The 24,820-nt window shown below is 39.2% G+C and carries 16 protein-coding genes; 11 read left to right on the top strand and 5 right to left on the bottom strand.

Features of this window, described 5'->3' with window-relative positions:
• Window positions 1–3 precede the first annotated feature (3 nt).
• Complete coding sequence (locus tag ABXH34_RS02215) at window positions 4–291, bottom strand: HP0495 family protein (protein WP_353570223.1); 288 nt, start codon at window positions 289–291, stop codon at window positions 4–6.
• Window positions 278–1,135 (bottom strand): D-amino acid aminotransferase, encoded by an 858-nt coding sequence (locus tag ABXH34_RS02220; RefSeq protein WP_353570224.1) that lies wholly within the window; start codon window positions 1,133–1,135, stop codon window positions 278–280. The genes ABXH34_RS02215 and ABXH34_RS02220 overlap by 14 nt, the downstream gene beginning before the upstream one ends.
• Before the next feature lie 551 nt (window positions 1,136–1,686).
• On the opposite strand from ABXH34_RS02220, the gene ABXH34_RS02225 reads away from it, so the two are divergent.
• A complete protein-coding gene (locus ABXH34_RS02225) occupies window positions 1,687–5,133 on the top strand; it encodes an FAD-dependent oxidoreductase (RefSeq protein ID WP_353570225.1) in 3,447 nt (1,148 codons plus the stop codon).
• A gap of 297 nt (window positions 5,134–5,430) precedes the next feature.
• Here ABXH34_RS02225 and dnaN read toward each other — a convergent pair whose 3' ends face one another.
• Window positions 5,431–6,552: a DNA polymerase III subunit beta gene (dnaN, locus tag ABXH34_RS02230; protein ID WP_353570226.1), complete on the bottom strand. Its 1,122-nt coding sequence runs from the start codon at window positions 6,550–6,552 to the stop codon at window positions 5,431–5,433.
• 126 nt (window positions 6,553–6,678) lie between these two features.
• On the opposite strand from dnaN, the gene uvrB reads away from it, so the two are divergent.
• The 9 genes from uvrB to ABXH34_RS02275 all read left to right on the top strand — a co-directional run bounded on the left by uvrB (window position 6,679) and on the right by ABXH34_RS02275 (window position 20,901).
• Window positions 6,679–8,682 (top strand): excinuclease ABC subunit UvrB, encoded by a 2,004-nt coding sequence (gene uvrB / locus ABXH34_RS02235; RefSeq protein WP_353570227.1) that lies wholly within the window; start codon window positions 6,679–6,681, stop codon window positions 8,680–8,682.
• Between the two features lie 404 nt (window positions 8,683–9,086).
• Window positions 9,087–10,160 (top strand): pilus assembly protein PilM, encoded by a 1,074-nt coding sequence (locus ABXH34_RS02240; RefSeq protein WP_353570228.1) that lies wholly within the window; start codon window positions 9,087–9,089, stop codon window positions 10,158–10,160.
• A gap of 2 nt (window positions 10,161–10,162) precedes the next feature.
• Window positions 10,163–10,762, top strand: a complete 600-nt coding sequence (locus ABXH34_RS02245) for a PilN domain-containing protein (RefSeq protein WP_353570229.1) — start codon at window positions 10,163–10,165, stop codon at window positions 10,760–10,762.
• 3 nt (window positions 10,763–10,765) lie between these two features.
• A complete protein-coding gene (locus tag ABXH34_RS02250) occupies window positions 10,766–11,380 on the top strand; it encodes a type IV pilus inner membrane component PilO (protein WP_353570230.1) in 615 nt (204 codons plus the stop codon).
• Window positions 11,381–11,393: 13 nt separating this feature from the next.
• The gene (locus tag ABXH34_RS02255; RefSeq protein ID WP_353570231.1) at window positions 11,394–11,954 is read left to right on the top strand and encodes a pilus assembly protein PilP; all 561 of its coding nucleotides are present in this window, start codon (window positions 11,394–11,396) and stop codon (window positions 11,952–11,954) included.
• Between the two features lie 40 nt (window positions 11,955–11,994).
• Window positions 11,995–14,262 (top strand): type IV pilus secretin PilQ, encoded by a 2,268-nt coding sequence (locus ABXH34_RS02260; RefSeq protein ID WP_353570232.1) that lies wholly within the window; start codon window positions 11,995–11,997, stop codon window positions 14,260–14,262.
• A 137-nt stretch (window positions 14,263–14,399) separates the two neighbouring features.
• Window positions 14,400–20,009: a beta strand repeat-containing protein gene (locus ABXH34_RS02265; protein WP_353570233.1), complete on the top strand. Its 5,610-nt coding sequence runs from the start codon at window positions 14,400–14,402 to the stop codon at window positions 20,007–20,009.
• Window positions 20,010–20,086: 77 nt separating this feature from the next.
• Window positions 20,087–20,554, top strand: a complete 468-nt coding sequence (locus ABXH34_RS02270) for a DUF4124 domain-containing protein (RefSeq protein ID WP_353570234.1) — start codon at window positions 20,087–20,089, stop codon at window positions 20,552–20,554.
• Between the two features lie 2 nt (window positions 20,555–20,556).
• A complete protein-coding gene (locus tag ABXH34_RS02275; RefSeq protein WP_353570235.1) occupies window positions 20,557–20,901 on the top strand; it encodes a phenylpyruvate tautomerase MIF-related protein in 345 nt (114 codons plus the stop codon).
• Between the two features lie 57 nt (window positions 20,902–20,958).
• On the opposite strand, the gene ABXH34_RS02280 is transcribed toward ABXH34_RS02275, so the two are convergent.
• Together ABXH34_RS02280 and ABXH34_RS02285 are read right to left on the bottom strand one after the other, a co-directional pair.
• On the bottom strand, window positions 20,959–21,321 hold the full coding sequence (locus tag ABXH34_RS02280; protein ID WP_353570236.1) for a YraN family protein: 363 nt from the start codon (window positions 21,319–21,321) through the stop codon (window positions 20,959–20,961).
• A 324-nt stretch (window positions 21,322–21,645) separates the two neighbouring features.
• Window positions 21,646–23,814, bottom strand: coding sequence for a penicillin-binding protein activator (locus ABXH34_RS02285; RefSeq protein WP_353570237.1), 2,169 nt, complete (start codon window positions 23,812–23,814; stop codon window positions 21,646–21,648).
• Between the two features lie 44 nt (window positions 23,815–23,858).
• Here ABXH34_RS02285 and rsmI point away from each other — a divergent pair, with 44 nt between their 5' ends.
• Entirely contained in the window at window positions 23,859–24,713 is an 855-nt protein-coding gene (rsmI, locus tag ABXH34_RS02290) for a 16S rRNA (cytidine(1402)-2'-O)-methyltransferase (protein WP_353570238.1), read from the top strand.
• Window positions 24,714–24,820 lie beyond the last annotated feature (107 nt).

Raw genomic sequence — 24,820 nt, forward strand, 5'->3', positions numbered from 1 at the left:
AGTTTATAACACCATCAAGGTACGTTCATGCGCACTGAGTTCAGTGTATAAAGCATCAAGTTGAGTTTTGCTACGGGCAATAATATCAACCGTAACCGCCACATAATTACCGCCTTTACTCTCACGTTGTCGTACCGCACTTTCACCCATATCGGGGCAATGTTTGCGCACGATTTCCACAACCAGCACATCAAAATCCGTATTGGCTTTACCCATGACTTTGATCGCAAAATCGCATGGGAATTCGAGTAAGGTTTCTGGTTGATCTTGTTCTGTATTAGTTGATTTCATGAGCACGTAATGATTGTTTATAAACTTGAAATAAATCCCAAGCCTGTTTCCAAACCGTACCAACTTGGCCTTGACCTACAGGTTTACCATCTAATTCAATCACGGGCAAAATTTCACGCGTCGAGCTTGTAAGCCAAATTTCATCCGCATCGCGTAATTGCGCTTCAGTGATTTGGGCTTCTTTACATACTAGATTCGCTGATTGCATCGATTCCATAATTAAATCGCGGGTAATGCCTGTTAGAATAAAAGGCCCTTCTGGTGGTGTTAAGGCCGTACCATCCTTAATCACAAAAACATTACTGGCAGCACCTTCGGTTACATAACCTTCACGTAACAAAATAGACTCGGCTGCACCTTGTTCTACCGCTTGTTGACGCAATAAAACGCTGCCAAGCAAGGCAATTGATTTGACGTGACATAATTGCCAACGAATATCATCCAAAGTAATCGCACTGACACCTGTTGAAGGCGGAGAGTCAACCAACGGATCGCTCATCATAAATACAGTGTGATGGGTTTGGTCTGGAAAATTATGTTTACGTTTTGCAACGCCGCGCGTCACTTGTAAATAAATAGATTGGTCACCGTCACCTGCTTGGTTTTTGGCAACCAATTGTTTTAGTGCTTCAGTCCATTCCGCATTCGTCATCGGGTTGGATAATCGGATACTGGCTAAGCTGTTATCTAAACGCTTTAAATGCGCGTCCAAACGAAATAAACGCCCAGAATAGACAGGAATCACTTCATAAACACCATCACCAAAGATAAAGCCACGATCTAAAACGGGAATCTGTGCTTGCTCTAGTGGTAAGAATGTGCCATTAAGGTATGCAATTGACATATTAAATCAGTTTATTTTAGCTGCTAAGTTAAAGCTTATTATACTGTATTTAGTGCTGCATATTGTGAAAAAGTCGGCGATTGAGAAGAAACAATTCAGCCAGTTTAATCAACAATTGCAGCTCAAATAGTGCGGGCTATCTTAGTGAGGCCAGCATATTGTGCATACCATAGTGAACTAAAGTATATATTTGACTGCCCACTTGATGCCAAGTCAGCTTCATTGATGAAAAGGTAAGATGCCATGTTTTTGCCATTGCAGTCATCCACTTTCCCATGAATATTAAAAATTTAGACAACATTCCAAGCATTGTTGCTATCATTGTAATACCCTCCAAGTTACTCATTATCTCATTTTGAGTATGACTGATAAATACCCAATTTGCAAAGAAATTAAGACTCTAAATACCTCTCAATTTTATGGTAATCAAGCCTCTTTTTCTAACTTAGAAACAGCAGATTACTTAAAATTAACGATGCCAAACTTTAAATCGTTCTAACTGTAACTATAATAAGCCCTATCATCCGCCAATTCTCAAAAGCCATCCACTTATGCCTCAATTTAATGGCCACACGTTTCAACAACTGTTTGAATTAGACACGCTTAAAGCATTTGACCAACAATTTTTAGATGCCTTAACGCCTGAATTAAAACAACAATTATTAGCTTATCGCCGACAATCTCAAGCATTTTCAAATATTAAAATCAGCGAGTTATTATTAGATTGTGCACCTGTGTTAGAACAGTTTATAGCTCAGCTATTCGATATTGAATTTGAGCTTGAGCAGCTAAAAGGGCAGATGGTACAAAATGACCCTATATTGCAATTTAAAAAATGGTTTGTTTTGCGCCGTGCGCGACGCAGATTAAATAAACAAGAATCTTTACCTAGTTTTGAATTATTAGATCAGTGGTTAGAACAGCAAATAGCTGGTGATTCCTCTGATAAAGAGTTGGCGACCGCAAAATTGGGATTGCACTATTTAAATAATAAAGATGAGTATAAAGAGGAAATTGAGCAATTAACTCAATGGTGTATTCAGGCGATAAAAGTCTCTGTAGGTCAAGCCACGGTTAAAAGCTGGATCAGTTTCAATTTACCACAACAAACCGATCCACAAAATTTAGTCGCATTAATCCCAGCTCAACCACATTGTCAACAAGCACCACATCATCATCAACGCCAAGGTTTTGATTTAACTGATTGGGGAATGTCATTGCGTGAAATCCAAGGCGAAATTCATTATTGTTTGTTTTGTCATGAACATGATGGCGATTCGTGTTCTAAAGGATTTTTAGTTAAAAAAGCGGACTATGAATCAGGCTTTAGGCAAGATGCGTTACAAAATACCCTGACAGGTTGTCCTTTGACTGAAAAAATTTCAGAAATGCATGTTTTGAAACGCGAGGGCTACAGTCTTGCCGCTTTGGCGATGGTGATGACTGATAATCCCATGTGTCCTGCAACGGGGCATCGGATTTGTAATGAATGTATGAAAGCCTGCGTTTATCAAAAGCAAACCCCTGTTAATATTCCTGAAATTGAAACTCGGGTTTTATCTGATGTATTGGATTTACCTTATGGAGTTGAGGTTTACGATTTATTGACCCGTTGGAATCCATTGCGGCAACAGCAATTTTTACCTCAAGCGTATAACGGCTTAAAAGTATTGATTGCAGGTCAAGGGCCGGCGGGTTTTACACTTGCACATCATTTGTTAATGCAAGGTTTTGCGGTGGTTGGTGTGGATGGGTTGAAAATCGAGCCATTAGATCAACAATTAATCCATAATCCAATTAAAAATTATACAGATATAACAGAGGATTTAAGCAAAAGAATCACTTTAGGTTTTGGCGGCGTGGCTGAATATGGGATTACGGTACGTTGGGATAAAAATTATTTAAAATTGATTTACTTAAGTCTCTTGCGTCGTTCGCATTATCAAGTGTTTGGTAATATTCGTTTTGGCGGTACGATTACAGTTGAAGATGCTTGGGAGTTGGGTTTTGACCATTTGGCGATTGCGGTTGGGGCGGGTTTACCGCAGGCTTTGCCAATTGAAAATAGTTTAGCCACAGGGATGCGCCAAGCCAATGATTTCTTGATGGCGTTGCAACTCACAGGGGCGGCAAAATCAGATAGTTTGGCTAATTTACAAATTCGATTACCTGCGGTTGTGATTGGTGGTGGCTTAACCGCGATTGATACCGCAACTGAAGTGCAAGCTTATTATTTAGTCCAAATTGAGAAAATAGCCCACCGTTATGCTGAATTGGAAAAAGCGGGGCTAAAAGATAATATTTGGCAACAATTGACTGCCACGGAACAAATGATTTTACAACAGTTTTTAACTCATGCGCAACAGTTGCACGATTTGAAACAGCAAGCGGCAGAACAGTGTATTGAGCCAGATACTCAGAGTCTGATTCATCAATGGGGCGGTGTCAGCATTATTTATCGAGGGAATTTGCAACAATCACCTGCTTATACTCGTAATCATGAGGAAGTGATTCAGGCCTTAGAAGAGGGAATCTATTATGCACAAGGCTTTGAACCTAAAGCGGTTAAATTGGATTCTGAAGCTCATGCTACAGGTCTGACTTGTATTAAACGTGAACAAGATGAAGCAGGACAATGGCAAGCGACTGAAAATGAAGTGACTTTTGCAGCCAACAGCATATTAGTTGCAACAGGGGCAAAAACCAATATTGCCTATGAATTTGAGCATCGTGGCACATTTGAGCGGGTTGGTTTTGAATATCAGCCTTATCATTTACAAGATGGCGAGCTACAAAAAGTCGATGCGGTTGAGCATTGCAAACAAGCAGAATTCGGTGCATTTACCTCATATCAAAATCAGGGCAATAAAGTCACATTCTTAGGTGATACGCACCCCGCATTTCATGGCAATGTGGTCAAAGCGATTGCATCAGGCCAGAAGGTATATCCACATATTGTTCAAGCCTTGGCTGACAAAAAAGTTGATAAATCCGACTTAGAATCTGAATATCAACAATTTAAAACAAAAATCCAAGATTTACTCACAGCTAAAATAACTTCAATTCAATATTTGACAGAAAATGTATTAAGTATTCAGATTCATGCGCCTATGGCGGTACAGAAGTTTTCACCGGGGCAATTTTTCCGTATTCAAAATTTTGAAACAGATAGCCCAACTGTGCAAAATACAAAATTACAAATGGAAGCGATTGCGGTTTTAGGGGCTAATGTAGATAAGGAAAAAGCAGAGCTTCAAGTGATAGTGATTACACAGGGAACAAGTTCTCGTCTATGTGGTCAATTACAAGTAGGACAACAAATTGCGCTCATGGGGCCTACGGGTGCAAAAGCAAAAATTACTGAGGATAACGAAACCATTTTATTTATTGGCGGACAGTTAGCAATTCCTGAAATATTATCTGTAGGCAAGGCTTTGAAGCAAAAAGGTAATACAGTGATTTATCTAGCGACGTTGGATCATGCTGATGCTGCTTTTTGTCATCAAGAGTTATTGGAAGCAACCTCCCAAATTATTTGGTTAACCCGTCAAGGCCAAGCCATCAAGCCGCAACGACCACAAGATACAGCCGTGGTGGGTGATTTAAAAGAAGTATTGCAACAGTATGCGAATGGCGCACTCTGTGCTGAATATGAATTGAAAACCGTGTCGAGAGTGGTTGTCATTGGCGGGGCACATTTAGTTAGTTTAGTGCAGTCTTTGCGTAGAAATGAATTAAAACACGATTTTAATCACAATACTCAATTTTCTGCTTCTACTTTCAGTACCATGCAATGTATGCTAAAAGGCGTTTGTGCACAGTGCTTACAATGGCAAATTGATCCTGAAACAGGGGAAAGAACCAAAGCGGTGTTTGCATGTTCATGGCAGCAGCAACCCATGGAACTCATTGATACAGCGAATTTAAGCGAACGTTTACGCCAAAATCGAGTATCAGAAGTGTTAAATGCAGCTTGGTTGGATTATCTAAATATTTAGTTTTTTGTATAAATTCAATGAATTTCTAAAGTTCTGCAAAAAAGTAGTATTTATAGTGTAGGGTGGAATGGCGCAGCGTTTTTCACTATGGCAATATTATATAGTCGTTTTATTCTAAGATGATACAGGACTGGCAGTCCTAGACTTTAAAACTGATTGATATTTAAACTAATGACAGGACTGCCAATCCTCACACTCAAGATAGAATTGACTATATTATCAACATGATCGATAAACAGATTATTGGTCATTATTCTTAGGGCTACGAACCTTATGGTCAATAGCCCTCGAATACTGCTATAAACGCATTGGCATTACAACAAATTTAGTGGTATCCACATCTTTAGGTTTGATTAAACAACTGCTGTCTGAATCAACAAAACATAATTGCGCTTCTTTGGTCTTAATCGCGCCTAAAGCATCTTGTAAATAACTGACATTAAAGCCAATTTCTAAATTCTCATCATCATATTCCACTTCACAATCAACCACTGCTTCTTCCTGCTCAGGGTTACGAGAAGTCACCCGTAATAAATTCTCACCTAACATCAGCTTAATGCCGCGATATTTTTCATTACTCAAAATACTGGCTTGAGTCAGCGCATTTTTCAGTTTGCTAATTTCTACCGTCATGATTTTATCGGGATTTAAAGGAATCACGTTGTAATAATCAGGGAACTTACCATCAATTAATTTTGAAGTAATAATCAATGCATCAGACACCACAAATTTAACATGATTCTCATCTACATAAATTTGGACTTCTTCACCGTCACCACCATCTAACATCCGTTCTAATTCAATCACTGCTTTTTTAGGCACAATGACTTTGATTGGTTCTGCTTCACCCAAATCAAATGCGGTTTCAGCCATAGCAAGGCGATGCCCATCTGTTGCGACGACGGACAACCTATCTTTTTGTAAATCAAAACAAATACCATTTAAATAATAACGCACATCATTATTAGCAATTGCAAATGAAGTCTGACTTAATAAATCACGTAAAGTGGCTTTAGGCAAACTAAATTGATACATCCCTGTCATTTCAGGACTGGCAGGAAAATCGCTGGAAGGCAATGTCGATAAAGTAAAACGGCTTGTTCCTGATTTGAGCACAATGCGCTCTTCACTTTCTTGATGCACTTGGACTCGATTGGCATCATCTAAAGTTTTAACAATATCAAGGAATTTGCGCCCCGGTACTGTGGTTTCCCCTTCATGGTCGTCGCCTAAACCTGTTTCGATCGGTAAACGACAAGAAATTTCGACTTCGGCATCAGTACCTGTTAAATGTAAGTGTCTGTCTGCAACTTTGACTAATATATTGCTTAAAATAGCTAAAGTTTGGCGACTTTCAACCACACTTGCCACAGTTTTCAATGGGTTCAATAATTCTTTGCGCGGGATTTCAAAGTACAAAACAATACCCTCAGTTATCAACAATGCTTAAAGAGCTATTATAACTCACAGATTATGCATTGCATAACTACAGAAAGATAACATGTTAAACTTTGTGTTCTGCATGAGAATGAGAATTAAATTTTTATGGACGCATTTTCAATACGATCTGATTATCAGCCTCAAGGTGACCAACCCACAGCAATTCGGCAATTATTGCAAGGTATTGAGCAACAACAGCGTCATCAAGTATTACTCGGTGTCACAGGTTCGGGCAAGACATTTACCATTGCCAATGTGATTGAGAAATTGCAGCGTCCAACGTTAGTGCTTGCGCCGAATAAAACCCTTGCAGCTCAGCTATATAGTGAAATGCGTGGCTTTTTTCCTCATAATTCTGTCGAATACTTCGTATCTTATTATGATTATTACCAGCCCGAAGCCTATGTGCCTGCTTCTGATACTTATATTGAAAAAGATGCCTCAATCAATCAACAAATTGAACAAATGCGTTTATCAGCAACCAAAGCGTTGTTAGAACGTTCTGACGCAATTATTGTGGCCACGGTATCGGCGATTTATGGTTTAGGTGATCCTGAATGGTATATGCAAATGGTATTGCATTTTATTCGTGGTGAGCAAGTTGAGCAGCGATTTATTTTACGTCGATTGGCTGAACTGCAATACACTCGCAATGATATTGTGTTAGAACGGGGTTGTTATCGGGTGCATGGTGAAGTGATTGATATTTATCCTGCGGAATCGGATCGGGATGCGATTCGGATTGAATTATTTGACGATGAAATAGAGCAGCTCAGTTATTTCGATCCATTGACAGGCAAAACCTTGCGTAAAGTGCCACGTCTTACGGTTTATCCTAAAACCCATTATGTCACGCCACGGCATGTTTTATTGCAAGCAATTGATAATATTAAATTAGAACTGAAACAACGCTTAGAAAAATTATACGAAAAAAATAAATTGATCGAAGCCCAACGCTTAGAACAGCGGACTTTATTTGATATTGAAATGATTGCAGAATTGGGTTATTGCTCAGGGATTGAAAATTATTCGCGTTATTTATCCCAGCGTGAACCGGGAGAACCACCGCCGACTTTATTTGATTATTTGCCTGCTGATGCGCTGCTGGTTATTGATGAAAGCCATGTCAGCGTGCCACAAATTGGCGGAATGTATCGGGGCGATCGTTCGCGTAAAGAAAATCTAGTTGAGTATGGATTTCGTTTGCCTTCAGCCTTGGACAATCGGCCACTGAAATTTGAAGAATTTGAAAAGTTGATGCCACAAACCATTTACGTATCAGCAACACCAAGCACTTATGAATTAGAACACGCTCAACAAATTGTAGAACAAGTCGTGCGGCCAACAGGCTTAATTGACCCTGAGTTGGAAGTTAGGCCTGTCACTACTCAAGTTGATGATGTGTTATCAGAAATTCACCAACGGGTAGCGGTCAATGAGCGGGTTTTAATTACCACTTTGACTAAGAAAATGTCTGAAGATTTAACCGATTATTTAGCTGAATATGATGTGAAAGTGCGTTATTTACATTCAGATATTGATACCGTCGAACGGGTTGAAATTATTCGAGATTTACGATTAGGTGTGTTTGATGTTTTAGTTGGAATTAACTTATTGCGTGAAGGTTTGGATATGCCTGAAGTATCATTAGTAGCCATTTTGGATGCGGATAAAGAAGGCTTTTTGCGGTCAGAGCGTTCTTTAATTCAAACCATTGGCCGAGCAGCGCGAAATATCAACGGCAAGGCGATTTTATATGCGGATAGAATTACTAATTCAATGCAAAAAGCCATAGATGAAACAGAACGCCGTCGAGCCAAACAGGTGGAATATAATCAAACGTATGGCATTATTCCCCAAGGCATTCAAAAACAAATTGGTGATATTTTAGAAACAGAACAACAAGAAAATAATAAGGTCGATTACTACGCTAAAGTTGCTGAAGAAGCAGGTGCTTACGGTAAATTAACTCCTGCTGCTTTAGACAAAAAAATCCAGCAGTTAGAAAAACAAATGTATCAACACGCGGAAAATTTAGAGTTTGAAGACGCAGCCAAATTACGTGATGAAATTCGTCATTTACAGAATAATAGTTTGCAGATTATTTAAAGTTTGAAATAGGGCTTGGAATAATGAATAAGAGACCTTGCAAGACTTGAAACCTGGCCGTCTCGACAGTTTTGGCGCAAGGGAATGCCCGATCTAATTCATTTAATTATGGCAATATGATTGGATTTTCTTAACTTGGTTAGAACGATTTTATCGTCTATAAAATATCTAAAAAATTACCATTATTGAATGGGATATTTTACAATACGTTCCGCTTGTGCACAAATTTTGTATTCTGAGTAGGTAAAGCTGGGATTTTTTCTTAACTATTTAATATCAGACACTTGAAATTTTTATTTACAAGCAACGTGCAAAAATTGTAATATGTGGTCTATACTTATGCGTAAACCTTAATGTGTAATATAGGTATCCTTTGTAACATCTAGGTTTTAAAAGGAAAACTTGTGAGCCTCCTCAGCTTAAAACCCGAACCCGTTGTGGGTATAGACATTAGTACAACGGCGGTTAAACTGTTAGAACTCAGTAAATCAGGCCAAAGCTATCGTGTCGAAAGCTATGCCATGGAACCGTTGCCTGAAAATGCAGTCGTGGATAAAAACATCAATGAAAGCGAAGTTGAAGTCGTTGGTGCTGCGATTGAAAAAATCGTGAAAAAAGCAAAGCCTAAAGCCGATCATGCTGCTGTCTCTGTTTCAGGCCCTGCCGTAATGACTAAAATTGTTACTATGGATGGCGGTATGTCTGATGAAGACATTTTAGGGCAAATTGAAATGGATGCAGAGCAACTGATTCCATTCCCATTGGAAGAAGTTAACCTGGATTTTGAAGTACAAGGCCCCAATGAACGAGAGCCTGACCGTGTTGACATATTACTGGCAGTGTCACGAAGCGAGAATGTTGATGCAAGAGTGACTGCTGTTGAAATGGGTGGCTTAAAAACCCGTGTGGTAGATATTGATAAATATGCTTTAGAAACCGCATTCCGAATGGTGATGTTAAATGATCCTGAAATCAATGATGAGGATACCATCGCTTTAGTTGAAGTGGGCGCAACGACAACCACATTGAATATTATGGGTGAAAATCGGATTGTATTTACCCGTGAAGATATGTTTGGTGGTAAAAAATTAACCGAAGATATTCAACATACTTATGGCCTGAATTATGAAGAAGCTCAGCTTGCCAAACGAGAAGGCACGTTACCCGAAGATTATGAAACCACATTGCTAGAAACATTTAAAGAAGATGTCGCCCAAGAAATCAGCCGTTTGATTCAATATTATTATTCTACTTCGACCTACGGCAAATTATCACATATCTTGGTTGCAGGTGGTTGTGCATCTATCAATGGGATTATCGATAATATCAGTAATAAAGTCGGTGGCCATGTTACGATTGTAAATCCTTTTGTCGGCATGTCAGTTTCAGATAAAGTAAATAAAAAAGATTTGATGTCTGATGCACCATCCCTAATGATTGCCTGCGGGCTGGCTTTACGCACTTTTGATGAGTACTAATTATGCCTAATATTAACTTATTACCTTGGCGCGAAAAACTTAAGAAAGAACGTGAAGCTCGGTTTGGTATTGCAGCAGGGGCAGGTTTAGCTGTAGCAGGCTTAATCGTGTTGGGCGTGCATTTATATATGCAAAGTTTGATTAGCTATCAACAAAGCCGTAATGGTTATTTGAATAGCGAAATTAAGTTGATGGAACAAAAAATAAAAGAAATTGAGCAGCTAGAAGATAAAAAACAGCACTTGATTGAACGGATGAACGTAATTCAAGAGCTGGAAACCAGTCGCCCACGTATTGTACATTTATTTGATCAACTCGTATTACAAGCTCCTGCTGGTGTTTATTTCACTAAGATGGAGCAAAAAGGTGAACAAGTGACTTTGGAAGGCTATGCCCAATCTGATGCCCGAGTATCTACGCTGATGAAAGCAATTGAGCGTTCTGAATGGATGAAAAATCCAACTATTATTGAGATCATACGTCAAAATCGTAAAGATTCCAGTTCGGGTAACAAAAAAGGCAGTAAAGGCAGTACGGTAAGCACATTTAAGCTTAAATTTAACCAAGCTGCTCCTAAAGCAAATGAAGATGAGGCATCGTGACTTATGGCTGCTTTTAAAATAGACCCCGAAGAGTTTAAGAACCTCGACCAGAATAATGTAGGTAGTTGGCCAGTAATGGTGAAAGCCGTTATTGTGCTGGTATTGTTTATGATTGCTTTAGGTGCAGGCTACTATTTTGATACCCAGAAACAACAAGCACAATTATCAGTAGAAAAGCGCAAAGAAAATGAACTTCGAGATAAATTCAAACAAAAGCAATGGGAAGCGGCAACATTACCTAAATTGCAAGAACAATTGCGTGAAATTGAATCTAATTTAGAAGAATTACAAAACCGTCTACCCAATAAAGCCCAAGTCGCGGGTTTAATTCAAGATATTTCTCAACAAGCGATTGCGACAGGATTGAGCTCAGAATTATTTAAACCGGGGCGTGAAGAAGTTGGGCAAGTTTATGTCAAATTACCTATTACTTTACGTTTAAATGGTGATTACCACTCATTTGGCAATTTTGTGAGCGGTATTGCAGCAATGCCTCGGATTGTGACGCAACATAATATTTCCATCAGTACCTCTAGTGGTAAAAGTAGTGACAAACCACTAACAATGGAGCTGAATGCACAAATCTATCGCTATTTAGATGAGACTGAAGCTCAATAATCTAGGAATCGTCATGAATCAGCGCACTTTACCCCATTTTATATTTATTAGCCTATTTAGCTTGATGCTTGGTGCTTGTAGCAACGGCAATATGGATGATTTAAGACAATATGTTACAGATATTAAAGCACGCCAAAACCCTCAAGTTGATCCCATTCCTTCCTTTACGATTATTCCCAACCATTTTTATGAGGTTGAAAATAAACGTGATCCATTTCGCCCAATGGAAGATTTAACAACAGGAGGAACGGAAGATACACTGATTAACCTAGGTTCTAAGCGTAATTGTGAACGCCCAGACCCATACCGTATCCGAGCTGGCCTAGAATTGCTTCCACTTGATGCTTTGGATATGGCTGGCACATTATTAGATGGTCAAAATAATTTATGGGGTTTAGTCACAGCGCGTTCTGAACGTATCACTTATAGGGTTCAAATAGGTGATTACATTGGTGAAAATAATGGGGAAGTGATTTATATTTCTGAAAATAAAATAGAAATACGTGAACTTTATCCAGATGGTTCTGGTTGTTATGTAGAGCAAATTAGTTCTATTGCTTTATCATCAGATTAATTGCAATTCTGCTATCTAAAAAAGAATGAGAGCTGCTGTCATGAAGCTAAAAAAATATACTTTATACCTATTCTACTTACTTATTGCTAATTTAATTTTCAATACAATGGCTTACGCCGTACAATTGGATAAAATTAGTCACTCTAGTTTGCCCGGTAATAAAGTCCAAGTTAATTTAATATTTTCAGGTACAGCTCCAGAACCGCTGAGTTTTACAACAGATAATCCATCAAAAATTGTATTAGATTTTCTAGGTGTAAGTTTAAATTTAAAAAAACGCTTTCAAGTTATTGGGGTCGGGGCGGTGCAAGGTATTAATGCAGTTGAGACACCTGATAGAGCCCGCGTTGTATTAAATTTAGTCAGTTCTGTACCTTATGACATTAAAGTTTATGGCAATAAAGTATCAATTACCTCAGATAATTTTTCAGGGCAAGTAAATCAATTAGCCGGTGGTGGCTCTGACGACCCTATTGTAAAAGCCAGCTTGCCAACAGCACCGCCTATTAATCAATTTGATGATGTGGTTGCAGTCGATAGCTATGTCGCTCCACGCCATAATATCCCTCCTAGTATTACTCCTCAAAATACGTTTAAACCTAGCAGCAACTCAGTTCCAACTCAACGAGCTTATACCCCAAGAGAGCCGCATATTTCAAAAATAGATTTTCGCCGCTCTGAAAGCCAATCAGGTTTAGTCATGATTACACTTTCAAATCCCAATATTGTCGTTGATATGCGTGAGGAAGGGGGGGAGATTATTATTGATTTTTTAGAGGCTGAATTACCAGAAAAACTGGATCGCCGTCTGGATGTCATCGATTTTGCGACCCCAGTTACTTATATTGACACACTTAAACGAGGTGGAAATGTACGAGTTAAAATTGCAGTAACAGGTGAATATGAGCATTTAGCTTACCAAACTGAAAACACTTATGTGATTGAGATTAAAGAATTGACTCCAGAGGAAAGAGCAGAAAAACAAAAAACAGAACCGAACTATACAGGACAAAAAGTCACTTTTAGTTTCCAAAAAATTGATGTTCGAGCCGCTTTGCTACTGCTAACAGAATTACCGGGAGTGAATCTTAACTTAGTTGCCAGTGAACAAGTACAAGGGGATGTCACATTGCGGCTTAAAAATGTGCCTTGGGATCAAGCCCTAGATATTATTTTAGAGGCGAATGGCTTAGGCATGAAAAAAGTAGGCAATGTAGTGATGGTTGATAGAAAAGAATTGATTGCTAAGCGTGAAAAAGATGAGTTAGAAGCAGAGCAACAAATTAAGAAATTAGAGCCATTGCGCACTGAATATATGCAAATTAATTATGCTAAAGCTGAAGATTTCGAAGGATTATTAAAAAGCAAGAGTGGTGGTGAAAGTTCTCATTCTTTTTTATCTGAGCGGGGCAATGTTTCAATAGATGAAAGAACCAATACCCTTATTTTGCAAGATACTTCGGAACGCTTAGCAGAAATTAGAGAATTATTGGCTGCCCTTGATACACCAGTGCGCCAAGTTTTAATTGAATCCAGGGTGGTGATTGCCGAGGATACCTTTAGTAAAGCACTTGGGGTTCGGTTTGGTTACAGTGCTAATCAAGACTTAGGCAATGGCGATGGTATTGTTATAGGTGGTAAAGTTGCAGGTAATACTCAGTTTTCTAATGGTACAGCCTTTACCAGTGATAATACTCTAGGAGCAGGCGACGGTGAAAATTTTATTGTCAGTTTGCCTGAAACTCTAGGTAGTGGTAACACTGCAGCCTTAGGTTTGGCTATTGGTAAAATTGGTAGCTATTTACTGAATTTGGAGTTGTCTGCACTACAACAAGAAGGACGTGGTGAAATCGTCGCAAGCCCTCGGGTAATTACTGCAAATCAAAAAACCGCAACGATTTATCAGGGTCAACAACGTTCTTACCAAGCAACAGCAGGTATTGGTGCAATTGCCCAAGTACAGTTTAAAGATGCTTACCTTAAATTAGAAGTCACCCCGCAAATTACACCTGATGATCGGGTTATTATGGAGCTATCTGTGAGTAAAGATGACTTTTTACCCGCAGTAGGTGGGGGTGAACCACCAATTAGTAAACGTCAAGTTCAAACTCAAGTGCTTGTTGATAATGGTGAAACGGTTGTATTAGGCGGGGTCTATGAACAAAATTCAACCAACTCGCTTGAACGTGTGCCATTCTTGAGTAGCATTCCATTCTTAGGTAATTTATTTAAACGTCGTAGCCGTTCAGATACCAAATCTGAATTATTGATTTTTGTGACCCCTAAAATTCTTAAAGAATCAACATAATTAGCTTTTGATCAGCGTTTCTATTAAAAAAAACTGGGCTATCTTTTTATATGCTAGCCCACTTTGACGCTTAGCGTCGTAACCGATAGTATTTTGCCAACGTAGGCATAATTTTTATTTTTTATGAGGGAACTTGGATGTTAGCAAAAAAGGTTTTTAAGTGGCTGGCATTGGCGATGATGCTGAGCATATTAGCTGCTTGTGGTGGTGGTTCAGGTGGTGAAACCAGTAGCCTATTGTCTGATCCGGGTACTAATCCGACTAACCCAACTAATCCGACGACAGACACAACCGATGTTACTTTTTTCATTAGTTCCGCACAGGTTATCCCTACAGCGGGTAGTAGTATAGTTACTGTGACTGTTTTTGAAGCTAACCCAGATGCAACGGTTACAGATGCTGCGGGTAATACATTTACAGATATTACCCAGCTTGTTACTGAAAATAATGTACCTTTACGAGTCAGTGTGACAGATGATGCCTATTTTTTAGAAAATGGTAAAAGTTCCTTAGATATTGAATCAGACCAACGTGGCCAAGTGTCTTTTACTGTGGCACATCCTGGTAATGGCACTGTATTATTAACTGTACAAGGTCGGGTAAATTATGAAGGTGGTGGTAGTGATTATTTATACTTTGGTGGCTCTGTGGTTGCTGAAATTGCTAATAACAATACACAGATTCCTGCAGACGGTTCAAGTAGCGCACAAATATTAGTATCAGCCCGTGACGCGTTTTTATCACCTATTTCAGGTTTAGGAATTAGCTTAAGTTATTCACCTGACTCTCAAGCAACAGCCAGTTCAGATACTGCGTTTGTAACCGATGCAAATGGCCAATTTAGAGCCAATATTTCTAATGCAGTGGAACAAGCGGTTTCAGTGATTCCTTATGCAGGTGGCGGTCGTGGTAATACAATTAAATTAAACTTTACTAAAGCTGCTCAATCTACAGCTGTTGTGAGCGCGACCTTAGTCACTCAGGGGATTATTCCAGCCGATGGTGAAACACCTGCGAAAGTCATTGTTTTAGCCCGCAGTTCTGACGGGGTTGCTTTATCTGGTTTGCCTGTTTCATTGTCTTTCCCAACAGATTCCTTTGCCGTTGCTACGCCTTCTGTGGGTTCTACGAATGAAAGCGGTCAATTTACAACTAATATTACTAACTATGTGACTCAAACAACTGAAGTAACACCTATCGTTGGTGGTATTGCCGCAGACCCAATTACATTAAACTTTGGTACAACAGCACAAGATTCTAACGTGGTGGTAACAGCAACCGTGTTAACACAAGGATTGATTCCAGCCAATGGTACAACAACCGCAAAGTTATTGGTTTTAGCTCGTGATTTAGATGGTGTTCCAGTTGAAGGTTTGCCCGTTGCCTTAGCCTTCCCCAAAAACTCATTTGCAGTGGCAACCACCTCAATTGGTAGCACGGATGCAAATGGACAGTTCTTAACCGAAATCAGTGATTCTGTACCTGAATCTGTATCCATTACCGCAATTGCAGGGGGTTCTAGTTCTAATGCCGTCGTCATTGAATTTATTGCCTCAGGTGGTGGAGAAGCACCTACTCAGTTAGATATTGAAATTACAGATAGCAGTGCCTTAGCCAATGGTGCAGATACAGTGCAAGTAGTTATTGTTGCTCGTGATAGCTTAGGTAATGTTGTACCCAATATCCCAGTTAAATTACGCGGTGGTACAGCAACATCAGTTATGCGTGTGTCTGGTGCAGAAACGGTTGGAACGCTTTATGTGTCAGGTAATACGGGTGAGCAAGGCTTAACTGTATTAATTACCAATAGCACAAAAGAAGTTTTAGATTTAGAAGCAGTTGCGGTTGTAAATGACACTGAATTAACCAGTGAAGGTCAGGCGGTTATTTTTACATCAACTGCATCGACTGCATCAACTGTTACTTTAACAGCCACTTCAACTGAAACGATTGCAGATGGACAGTCTAGTATTACATTATCAGGTCAAGCATTAGCCTCAGATAGTCAACCATTAGATAATGTTACAGTTTCTTTTGAATACAGAGGTAGTCCCGTTATTTCCGTAGATAACAATGGTCGTACTTATGCTGATGGACGGTTTTTTGCGACAGTAACCAATAGCAATGTTGAGTCATTTAGCATACGTGCAGTTGTTGAAAGCACAAGCAGTGCCCCTGTCATTTTAACCTTTACCAATCAAACAGGTTCAAATGGTTCTACAGTGACACCTGCAACACCACCTGCTGCAATTAATTTGATTGCAACGTCACTTTCACAATTAGCTGATGGTAAAAGTGAAATTACACTGACAGCAGTTGTATTAGATAGTAATAGAATTCCAATGGAAGGTGCTCAAATTGCATTATCAGCGTCGGCAGGCACAGCTGTTGATACTGCTCTGTTTGATAAAGCGAGAGACAAAACGGGAGTTGCAGGAAGTGCTGCTTTTAAAATAACGAATACGCAAGTCGGTACAGTTGTTATTTTTGCAACAGCTCAAGGAGTGGATAGCGAAGGCAATGTGTCTGGCGCAACAGCTCAAAACACCATTGCTCTCAATTTTATTGAGCCGATTCAAGCCACTCAACTTACTTTAGTTTCTACACCAAGCAGTGCAATTGCTGATGGTATAAGTACGATTAGTGTTGATGTGATTGCAAGAGACAGCGATGGTGTGACTGTGGCTAATGTACCGATTAATATGATTTTAGGCGATAATACCGCGCGTGCGACTCCATCGACAGGTACAACGGATGACAATGGAGTGTTTACTACCCAAATTACCTCAAATCAAGTTGGGACATTAGGTATTACAGCACAAGTACAAGATATCAATGTATCTGAGAACTTGGATTTACAGTTTACATCTGCATCAAACAGTAGTGATGTGACTAAGCTTGTGATTAGCCAATTTAGCGATAATGAACAATTAGCCAATGGGCAAGATTTGGTTACAATTCAAGTTTCTGCCTTAGACGATCAAGGTACGCCTGTACCGAATGTCACTATTGAGTTGATTACTTCAGCAGATTTCCCAGTCTCTTTTAGTAGTTTGAGAGGAGTGACGGGTGACGATGGTATTTTCACAACTGAAGTCAGCTCAATTGAAATTGGTGTCGTCTCAGTTACAGCTCAAGCACCAGATACAGCCAGCAGTCTGCGTAGTGAGACTTTAGCTGTGACATTTAATGCGTCGAATCAAGATGCAGTACCTGCTACGATTGAGTTAACGATTGAAAACAACAATCAACCAGCAGATGATACGGCTCAAGTAATTTTAGTTGCAAAAGTCCTAGACGAAAAAGGTCAAGCTGTTGTTGGAGCTAGTGTTGAGTTAATCAGTAACAATCCTGCATTAGACCCAGCTGACGGTGTAACTAATGGTTTAGGTGAATGGCGTACCACTTTAAGCAGTGCTATTGCAGCTTCCGTTACAATTACTGCAGTCACAACAGGTGGTAGTTCAACAAAACAAAGCACAGCTCAAACCGTTACATTTATTGAAACAGCCCAAGCAACACCGCCTGCAAGCTTAGTTCTCAATACCACAGCAACCACTGCGGCAGTTAATGATCCTATTAGCTTAATTGTATCGGCTAAAGACTCAAATGGCGTACCAATGGAAAATGTGAATATAATTTTTGAAATTGTATCTGGCGCAGGTATTTTTCAAGAAGCTGCCAGTGGTAATACAGGAGCAAGTGGTACATTCTCTTCTTCTATCTCTAGCACCGATGCAGGCTTAGTTGAAGTTCGGGCAACGGCTGCCAATAGAAGTATTACCAGTAATTCCGTATCGTTGACATTTGAAAATGCGGCTAATACTCAAGTGCCTGTTGCTAGCCTAGCACTATTTACAGATAGTCAAACCTTAGACTCAGAAGGTAAGACTGACGGCATTATTATTAGTGCACGGGTTAAAGATGAAAACAATAATATCTTGGTTGGTAAAAGTGTTAGCTTTGTAGTTGATTCTGGTGATATTCAACTTGTTACCCGAACCTCTAATGCAGGTACAGTTGAATATGGAATAGGCGATTCAGATGGTAAAACCGATGGGACAGGGCAAGCCTATGCACGCTTAACCACTATTGGTAATTCCAACAATAGAACAATTACTGTAACTGCAAGCAGTGAAACGGCAACTGCAATACCACTACAAATTGGTGTGATAGGAACTGAAATCACTATTGAAGGACGTAGCTCAATTGTTTTAGACCCAGCTGATGCCACTCAAAATGATACGGTATTAACCATTTCATTACGTGATTCAGCAGGTAATCGGATTGCCAATAAATCATTGACTGTTAGCTCACAACTGGGTCATAGTTTGTCTGCAACTCAAGTGGTTACCGATGGCAATGGACAAGCAACGGTGACAGTGACACCTGACCCAACTAAAATTGGTACTGATACCATTAAGGTTGAAAAAATCAAAGAAGATGCAACTGAAACAACAGTGAGTGCAACACATCAACTGACGATTTCTAATGAAAACTTTACCTTAACTTACAATGGTACTGTGTCTAGTACTGGAGTCATTGAAATTGCCATTGGTAATAATAGTAGTTCAAATGGTGATGGTTCTGGCCTACCTTGCGTGAATACATCTGATCCTAATTGCGATACAGGCACTGACACCACGAGTAGCTCTAGTAGTCAAACTTTTACTATACGTTGGTTGCAAGGCAGCCTGCCAAAAACAGGGGAACATGTCACCATTTCTACTACACGAGGTTCAATTAATAGTTTGATTCCATCAGATGGTATTTTGGATGCAAATGGTGAAGTGAGCTTCAAAATTACTTCTGACAGTGTAGGTGACGCGGTTATTACTGCCTTTGCTGATGCAGGGCCAAGTGCTTCTATTACAGTTGAGTTTGTTGCAACCACCGCAAATAGCATTTCACTACAAGCAACACGTCCTGTTGTGAATGCTAATACTGCGGGTAGTAGTACAGAACAAAGTGAAATCATTGCAACTGTACGTGATATCAATAATAATCTAGTGAAAAACAAATCAGTCGACTTTTCACTAAATGATATTACGGGTGGTAGCTTAAGCCAATCTCGGGTTGTGACTGACAGCGCGGGTCAAGCGAGAATTACTTATATTGCAGGTACAACATCCAGTGCAGCCAATGGGGTAGAAATTACCGCAACGATTGTAGAAGATAGCGTCACTCCAAAAACCGTTGCATTGACAGTGGCTCAGCGCAGCTTATTCGTGAAGATTGGTTCAGGTAATACACTCATAGATGAAGATGGCCGTCGTTATGAAACCTTAGAGACTGTTTCTGTAACAGATTCAAATGGCACGCCTGTCGATGGTGCTACGGTGACATTGAGCATTTACCCTACTCTATTTTCAACAGGTCTCAGTGTATGTCCAAATGAAGATGTGAATAAAAATGGTATTTTGGATTCAGGTGAAGACCTTAATTCGAATGGTCGACTAGACCCTGGTAATGTCTTGACACTGGATGCTTTAACCATTGTTACAGGTGAAGGTGAAGGTATTGCAAGTGGTTATGCAGACTTTAAAGTTGTCTATGCCGTTAGCTATGCAACATGGGTACAAGCTGAAATCAGCGCACGAACTGAAGTTGCAGGTTCAGAAGCCATTAGTATCGCTAACTTTATCGCAACGTGTAGTAAAGCTGATGTTGATAATGAAACATGTCCAGTGGCTAATCCATTTACTGGTTTAGATCATTCTGGATGTATTGCTTTACCTTCACAGTAAAATATCTCTTAACTCCCAGACAATACTGTTTGGGAGCTTTCTTTATCTATTTGCGTCACAAAATTAGGAGGCAAATAATGCGTTATCTCATTTTATTTTTCCTATTATTTTCAACAACAGTTTATGCAGGTAAAATGTATCAGTGGGTTGATGATGAAGGAACAACTCACTACACTCAAACCCCTCCGCCTAGCTATATTGGAGCAGAAGAACGGGTGCTTAAAACACCAAAACCCAAACCTGAGCTCAAAGATGCTGAACAAACAGAGAATACAGACCCTCTACAAGCACTAAAAGAGGCCAGAGCACAAAATTGTAAACAGTCACGGCAAAATTTAACCACGCTCACTTCTAATCAAGAATTAGTTTCATTAGCCACAGGTAACGAAACTGATGAAGAAATGGCTGAAATGAAGCCAATGAGCATAGAAGAACGTGAAAAAGAAATTGCGACGGCACAAGGTTTTATTAATGAATTTTGTCAGAATGTCCCTGTTGAAGAAGAAACTGAAGAGTCAGCAGAATATGAGGTTGAGCAGGAATAATAATGCCTTATTTATTAATTCAAACGAATATCGAGTTGGAGTCGGAGCAGCAAACTGCACTGATAACCCAAGCTTCAAAAGCAGTGGCAGAAATGTTGGGTAAACCAGAAATTTATGTGATGGTTGCTTTACACCCTAATACGGCAATGTCTTTTGCAGGAAATTCAGAGCCAACCGCTTATTTAGAATTGAAAAGCTTGGGTTTACCTGAACAGAAAACAACGCAGTTTTCTACAATTTTATGTCAGTTGATTGAGCAAGTATTGAACATTCCACCTGCACGTATTTATATTGAATTTAGCAATAGACAAGCGAGTTTATGGGGCTGGAATAGTAAGACATTTTAAAAAAAGTGGTGTGATGTAAAATGGGGAGGAGCTCAATGAGATAACTGTAATACGTTGTCACCCATGAAACGCATTTTTAATCCATTCAATCTTTGAATTGGGTGGTCGTCCAGAAATTAATATCGCATCAAATCGACAAGCCAATTGTTCACAATCATGACAATGCTGAATATAATGTTCTGCTGTTTTATAAATTTTCTGTTGCTTTCGACTGTCAATACTTTCGGCACTTGAACCAAAACGGGAATGAGCCCGATAACGCACCTCAATAAACACTAAAGTTTGTTCGTGCTTCATGACTAAATCGATTTCACCTGCGCGACAACGATAATTACGCTGAATTAAATTCAAACCATGTTGTGTCAAATAGTGCAAAGCTTCATCTTCTGCCCATCGACCCCATTCATGACTGTCTGACATAATCTATCCTAATCCCATGTTATAGTCACTAAAACACTTGAGAATCAATATTTCTATTAAAAAACAGTATCATAAATATTGAGGGCTGATAGCCGTAATAATCCCAAACAAAATAATGATTAGGATTACTAATGTTTGCCATAGCTATTTTTTTTCATTCTTAAATATTTGTGCAAAGTACTTATTCATGTAGGATGGTGCGCCAAAAAAATTAAAATAGATAAATAAAGCATCACGTACCGTGTTCTACATTATTCAATATCAATCTATTTTGGAAAATACGATGCCATCCCATCCTACATGTTTACTCTTCATTAAAAGCTATTATTCAGAAATTGCAGGCCGTTGCAACAATCTAACTTTAAAAGCCTTTTGCTCTATCTCTGAATTGGCTTCCTCTGCTGTTGTAACTTCAGAACTCAGAGCCTCAACATTTTTTGCCTCAGGAGGTGTTTCAATATTCACCTCATTATTTACCTTCGCCGCAATTTCCTTTTTCATTTCAGACTTTAAAGCCTCAATGTTAATTGCTTGAGGTTTTTCACTATTTAATCTTTTTATAGTCTCATTCGTCACTGGCTGGATTGTATCTGGGATTTCTACAGGCAAGCTTGTGGCATCATCTGGATTGACAGAAATTCCTACTGGTGTAGTCAATTCAGGTTCAAGTTTTCTAATTTCATCAGGAGTTGGTGCAGTAATATCCCACGCATCTGAACCGTCTAATAATTGTACTTTGCCCTGTTGGAAATAAGCCCACATCAATTTACGCCAAATACGTTGCTGATTATCAACAAATAATTGCCCAGTTTGCCCTTGCCATAAGGAATAAGGCTGTAAGCTGAAATGCTGCAAATGGCTCATCAATGAATAAGCATCAATACCTAAAGCAAATAAGCGTTTAAATTGTAATAATTTATCAGGAAATGACTCTATTAATGTTTGCTGTAAACGCCGACCCTGCTCATTTGGTGATAATACCCAAGGCATATCCCCAAAAATAATACCTTCTAAATCAATATCCATTTGTGGATCAGGTGAACCTGCATATGAATGAGAAGTACTATAAATAGGTAAATTTTCTGCATAATAGCGTTTAAGGAAAGGTTGAATTAAGCGAGCAAATTTTGGATATGCTGCAATAAATGCCATATCCGCTGATGCTGGATTATTTGAAATAAAATCAATGGCTTGAGACACATCTTGAGTATAGCCCTGAGTTAATACAATATGGCCACCACGTTGTTGCCATGCAGCTTGAAATGCTTGTAATACACGAGAACCCCAACTATTTTGTGGCACTAATACTAAGGCAGTTCGATGCCCATCTGCCCATGCTTTATCCGCAACTTCCTGCGCTTCATTTTCTGGTGATAAGCCAAATTGATATAAATTATGTATATTGACCGCTTGTGGCGCATAATTTAACAGCAATGTGGGTACTGGCATACTGGTTTGATTCTGTAAAACTTTAGCGATATTGTCTTTTTGCAAAGGTCCTACTACAAAATCAGCTCCATCATATACCACTTTGTTATACACTTCCTGTGGATTGCCTTTTCCTACATCATGTACAGTAACATTCGGTTTTGTTCCAGCATTCACCTCATAATAAGCGGCTAAAAAGCCATCTCGTATCACTTCAGCTTGCACTTTAAATCGACTGCTTAATGGCAATAATAATGCGATTTCTTTAGGCTGTGGCGGTAAAGCAAGCACTGATTGAACTAATTTAGGGGCAAATGTATGGCTAGCAGGATGGCTTGGGAATTGGGTTTGCCAATTTGTTATCACTTGTTGTACCGCTTTAGGCCGTACTGTTTTTGCAATCCGAGCTAAACTTGTCCAGCCAGCTAATACATCTCCAGCCGTTTGTGGCACAGCATTTAATTCAGTGGGTGAAAGACGTTGCAAGTTATCCCATAAAGTTTGCTGATTTTGAGTCAAAACAATGGATTGTTCAGGTAATAATCTGTCTAAAATAATACGTTGTTTGGCAGCATCTAAATAATAACGTTGTTGCTCTAAAATTTTAGAATAAACTTCATAATAATCTATTTGTAATTTGGGCGGTAAGGTCTGCGGATTGCCGACGACTTTTAAATAATTAAAGGCTTGCTCAATGCGTTTATCTGCAATAGAAAATTGAGCATACACCAGTTGTAAAGGGACTTGTAAACCGAAACTTTGTTGCAAATTAAACCGTGACCACTCTGCTTTAGCTTCTTCAACATAATTGCCTTTTAAATAGGCTCGAATCGCTGCTAATTGGTAAGCCTGACGGGTTGGTGGGTTGATTTTATACGCTAAACGTAAATACTCACGCGCGGCTTCCGTATAGTTGGCTTGATATTCAAATGCTTCAGCTTGGCGTGTAGGGTTTGGCGGTGGCTGTACAGGTTTATCAGGCTCAGCTTGTTCTTTTTTTAATGGGATTTGTACACATCCCACAACCAATATTAAACATAAAAAAGTCAGTATCCGCGTTAACATGATAATATGAGTATTCCTATTCAGTGTTTTTAAAGGAGTATGCCGTGTCCGCCGTAGGCATATTATATGTGGTTGCCACGCCAATTGGAAATTTACAAGATTTTAGTTCTAGAGCTCAATCTATTTTGAAAACAGTTAACTTGATTGCTGCTGAAGATACGCGCCATACTAAAGTGCTATTAAATCATTTTGCCATCTCGACTGCACTACAATCTTTACATGAGCATAACGAAAAACACCTTGCACCGCAATTAATCAAACGCTTACAGCAAGGTGAAAGTATTGCTTTAGTCAGTGATGCAGGCACTCCATTAATCAGTGATCCGGGGCATTATTTAGTGCAATTAGCCCATGAAGCAGGTATTGCAGTGAGTCCCATTCCCGGTGCCAGCTCCTTAATCTGTGCGTTATCTGTGAGTGGCTTAAGGGCTGATAAATTTCGGTTTGAAGGTTTTTTGCCAGCAAAATCACATGCACGACAACAAGTTTTACAGTCTTTAATCTCACAACCATATACTTTAGCTTTTTATGAAGCACCGCATCGCATTGAAGATTCTATCATTGATATGATAAGTGTTTTTGGAGAACAACGCACTGCGGTATTAGTCAAAGAATTAAGCAAAGTATTTGAAACAGTAAAACGAGGGCAATTAACGGATATATTAGCTTGGTTACAAGCAGATAGCGTACATAAAAAAGGTGAATTTGTGATTCTCATCGAAGGGGTTGATGATAAAATACAGCCCGAAATTGAGGCTGAAACACAGCAATTATTAACTATTTTATTACAAGAATTACCTTTGAAAAAAGCCGCCAAATTAGCCAGCCAAATTACAGGTGTCAGTAAAAATAAATTATACCAATTCATGCTTGAACAAGCATCATCAGCTGAGCCATAAAGTTTAATATATAGTCAATTTCGGTTTGTATGTTAGGACTGGCAGTCTTTTTATACTTTAAATATCAATCATTTTTAAAATTGAGGACTGCCAGTCCTGGTATCACT

Source organism: Candidatus Albibeggiatoa sp. nov. BB20, assembly GCA_016744725.1.
GTDB lineage: Bacteria > Pseudomonadota > Gammaproteobacteria > Beggiatoales > Beggiatoaceae > Albibeggiatoa.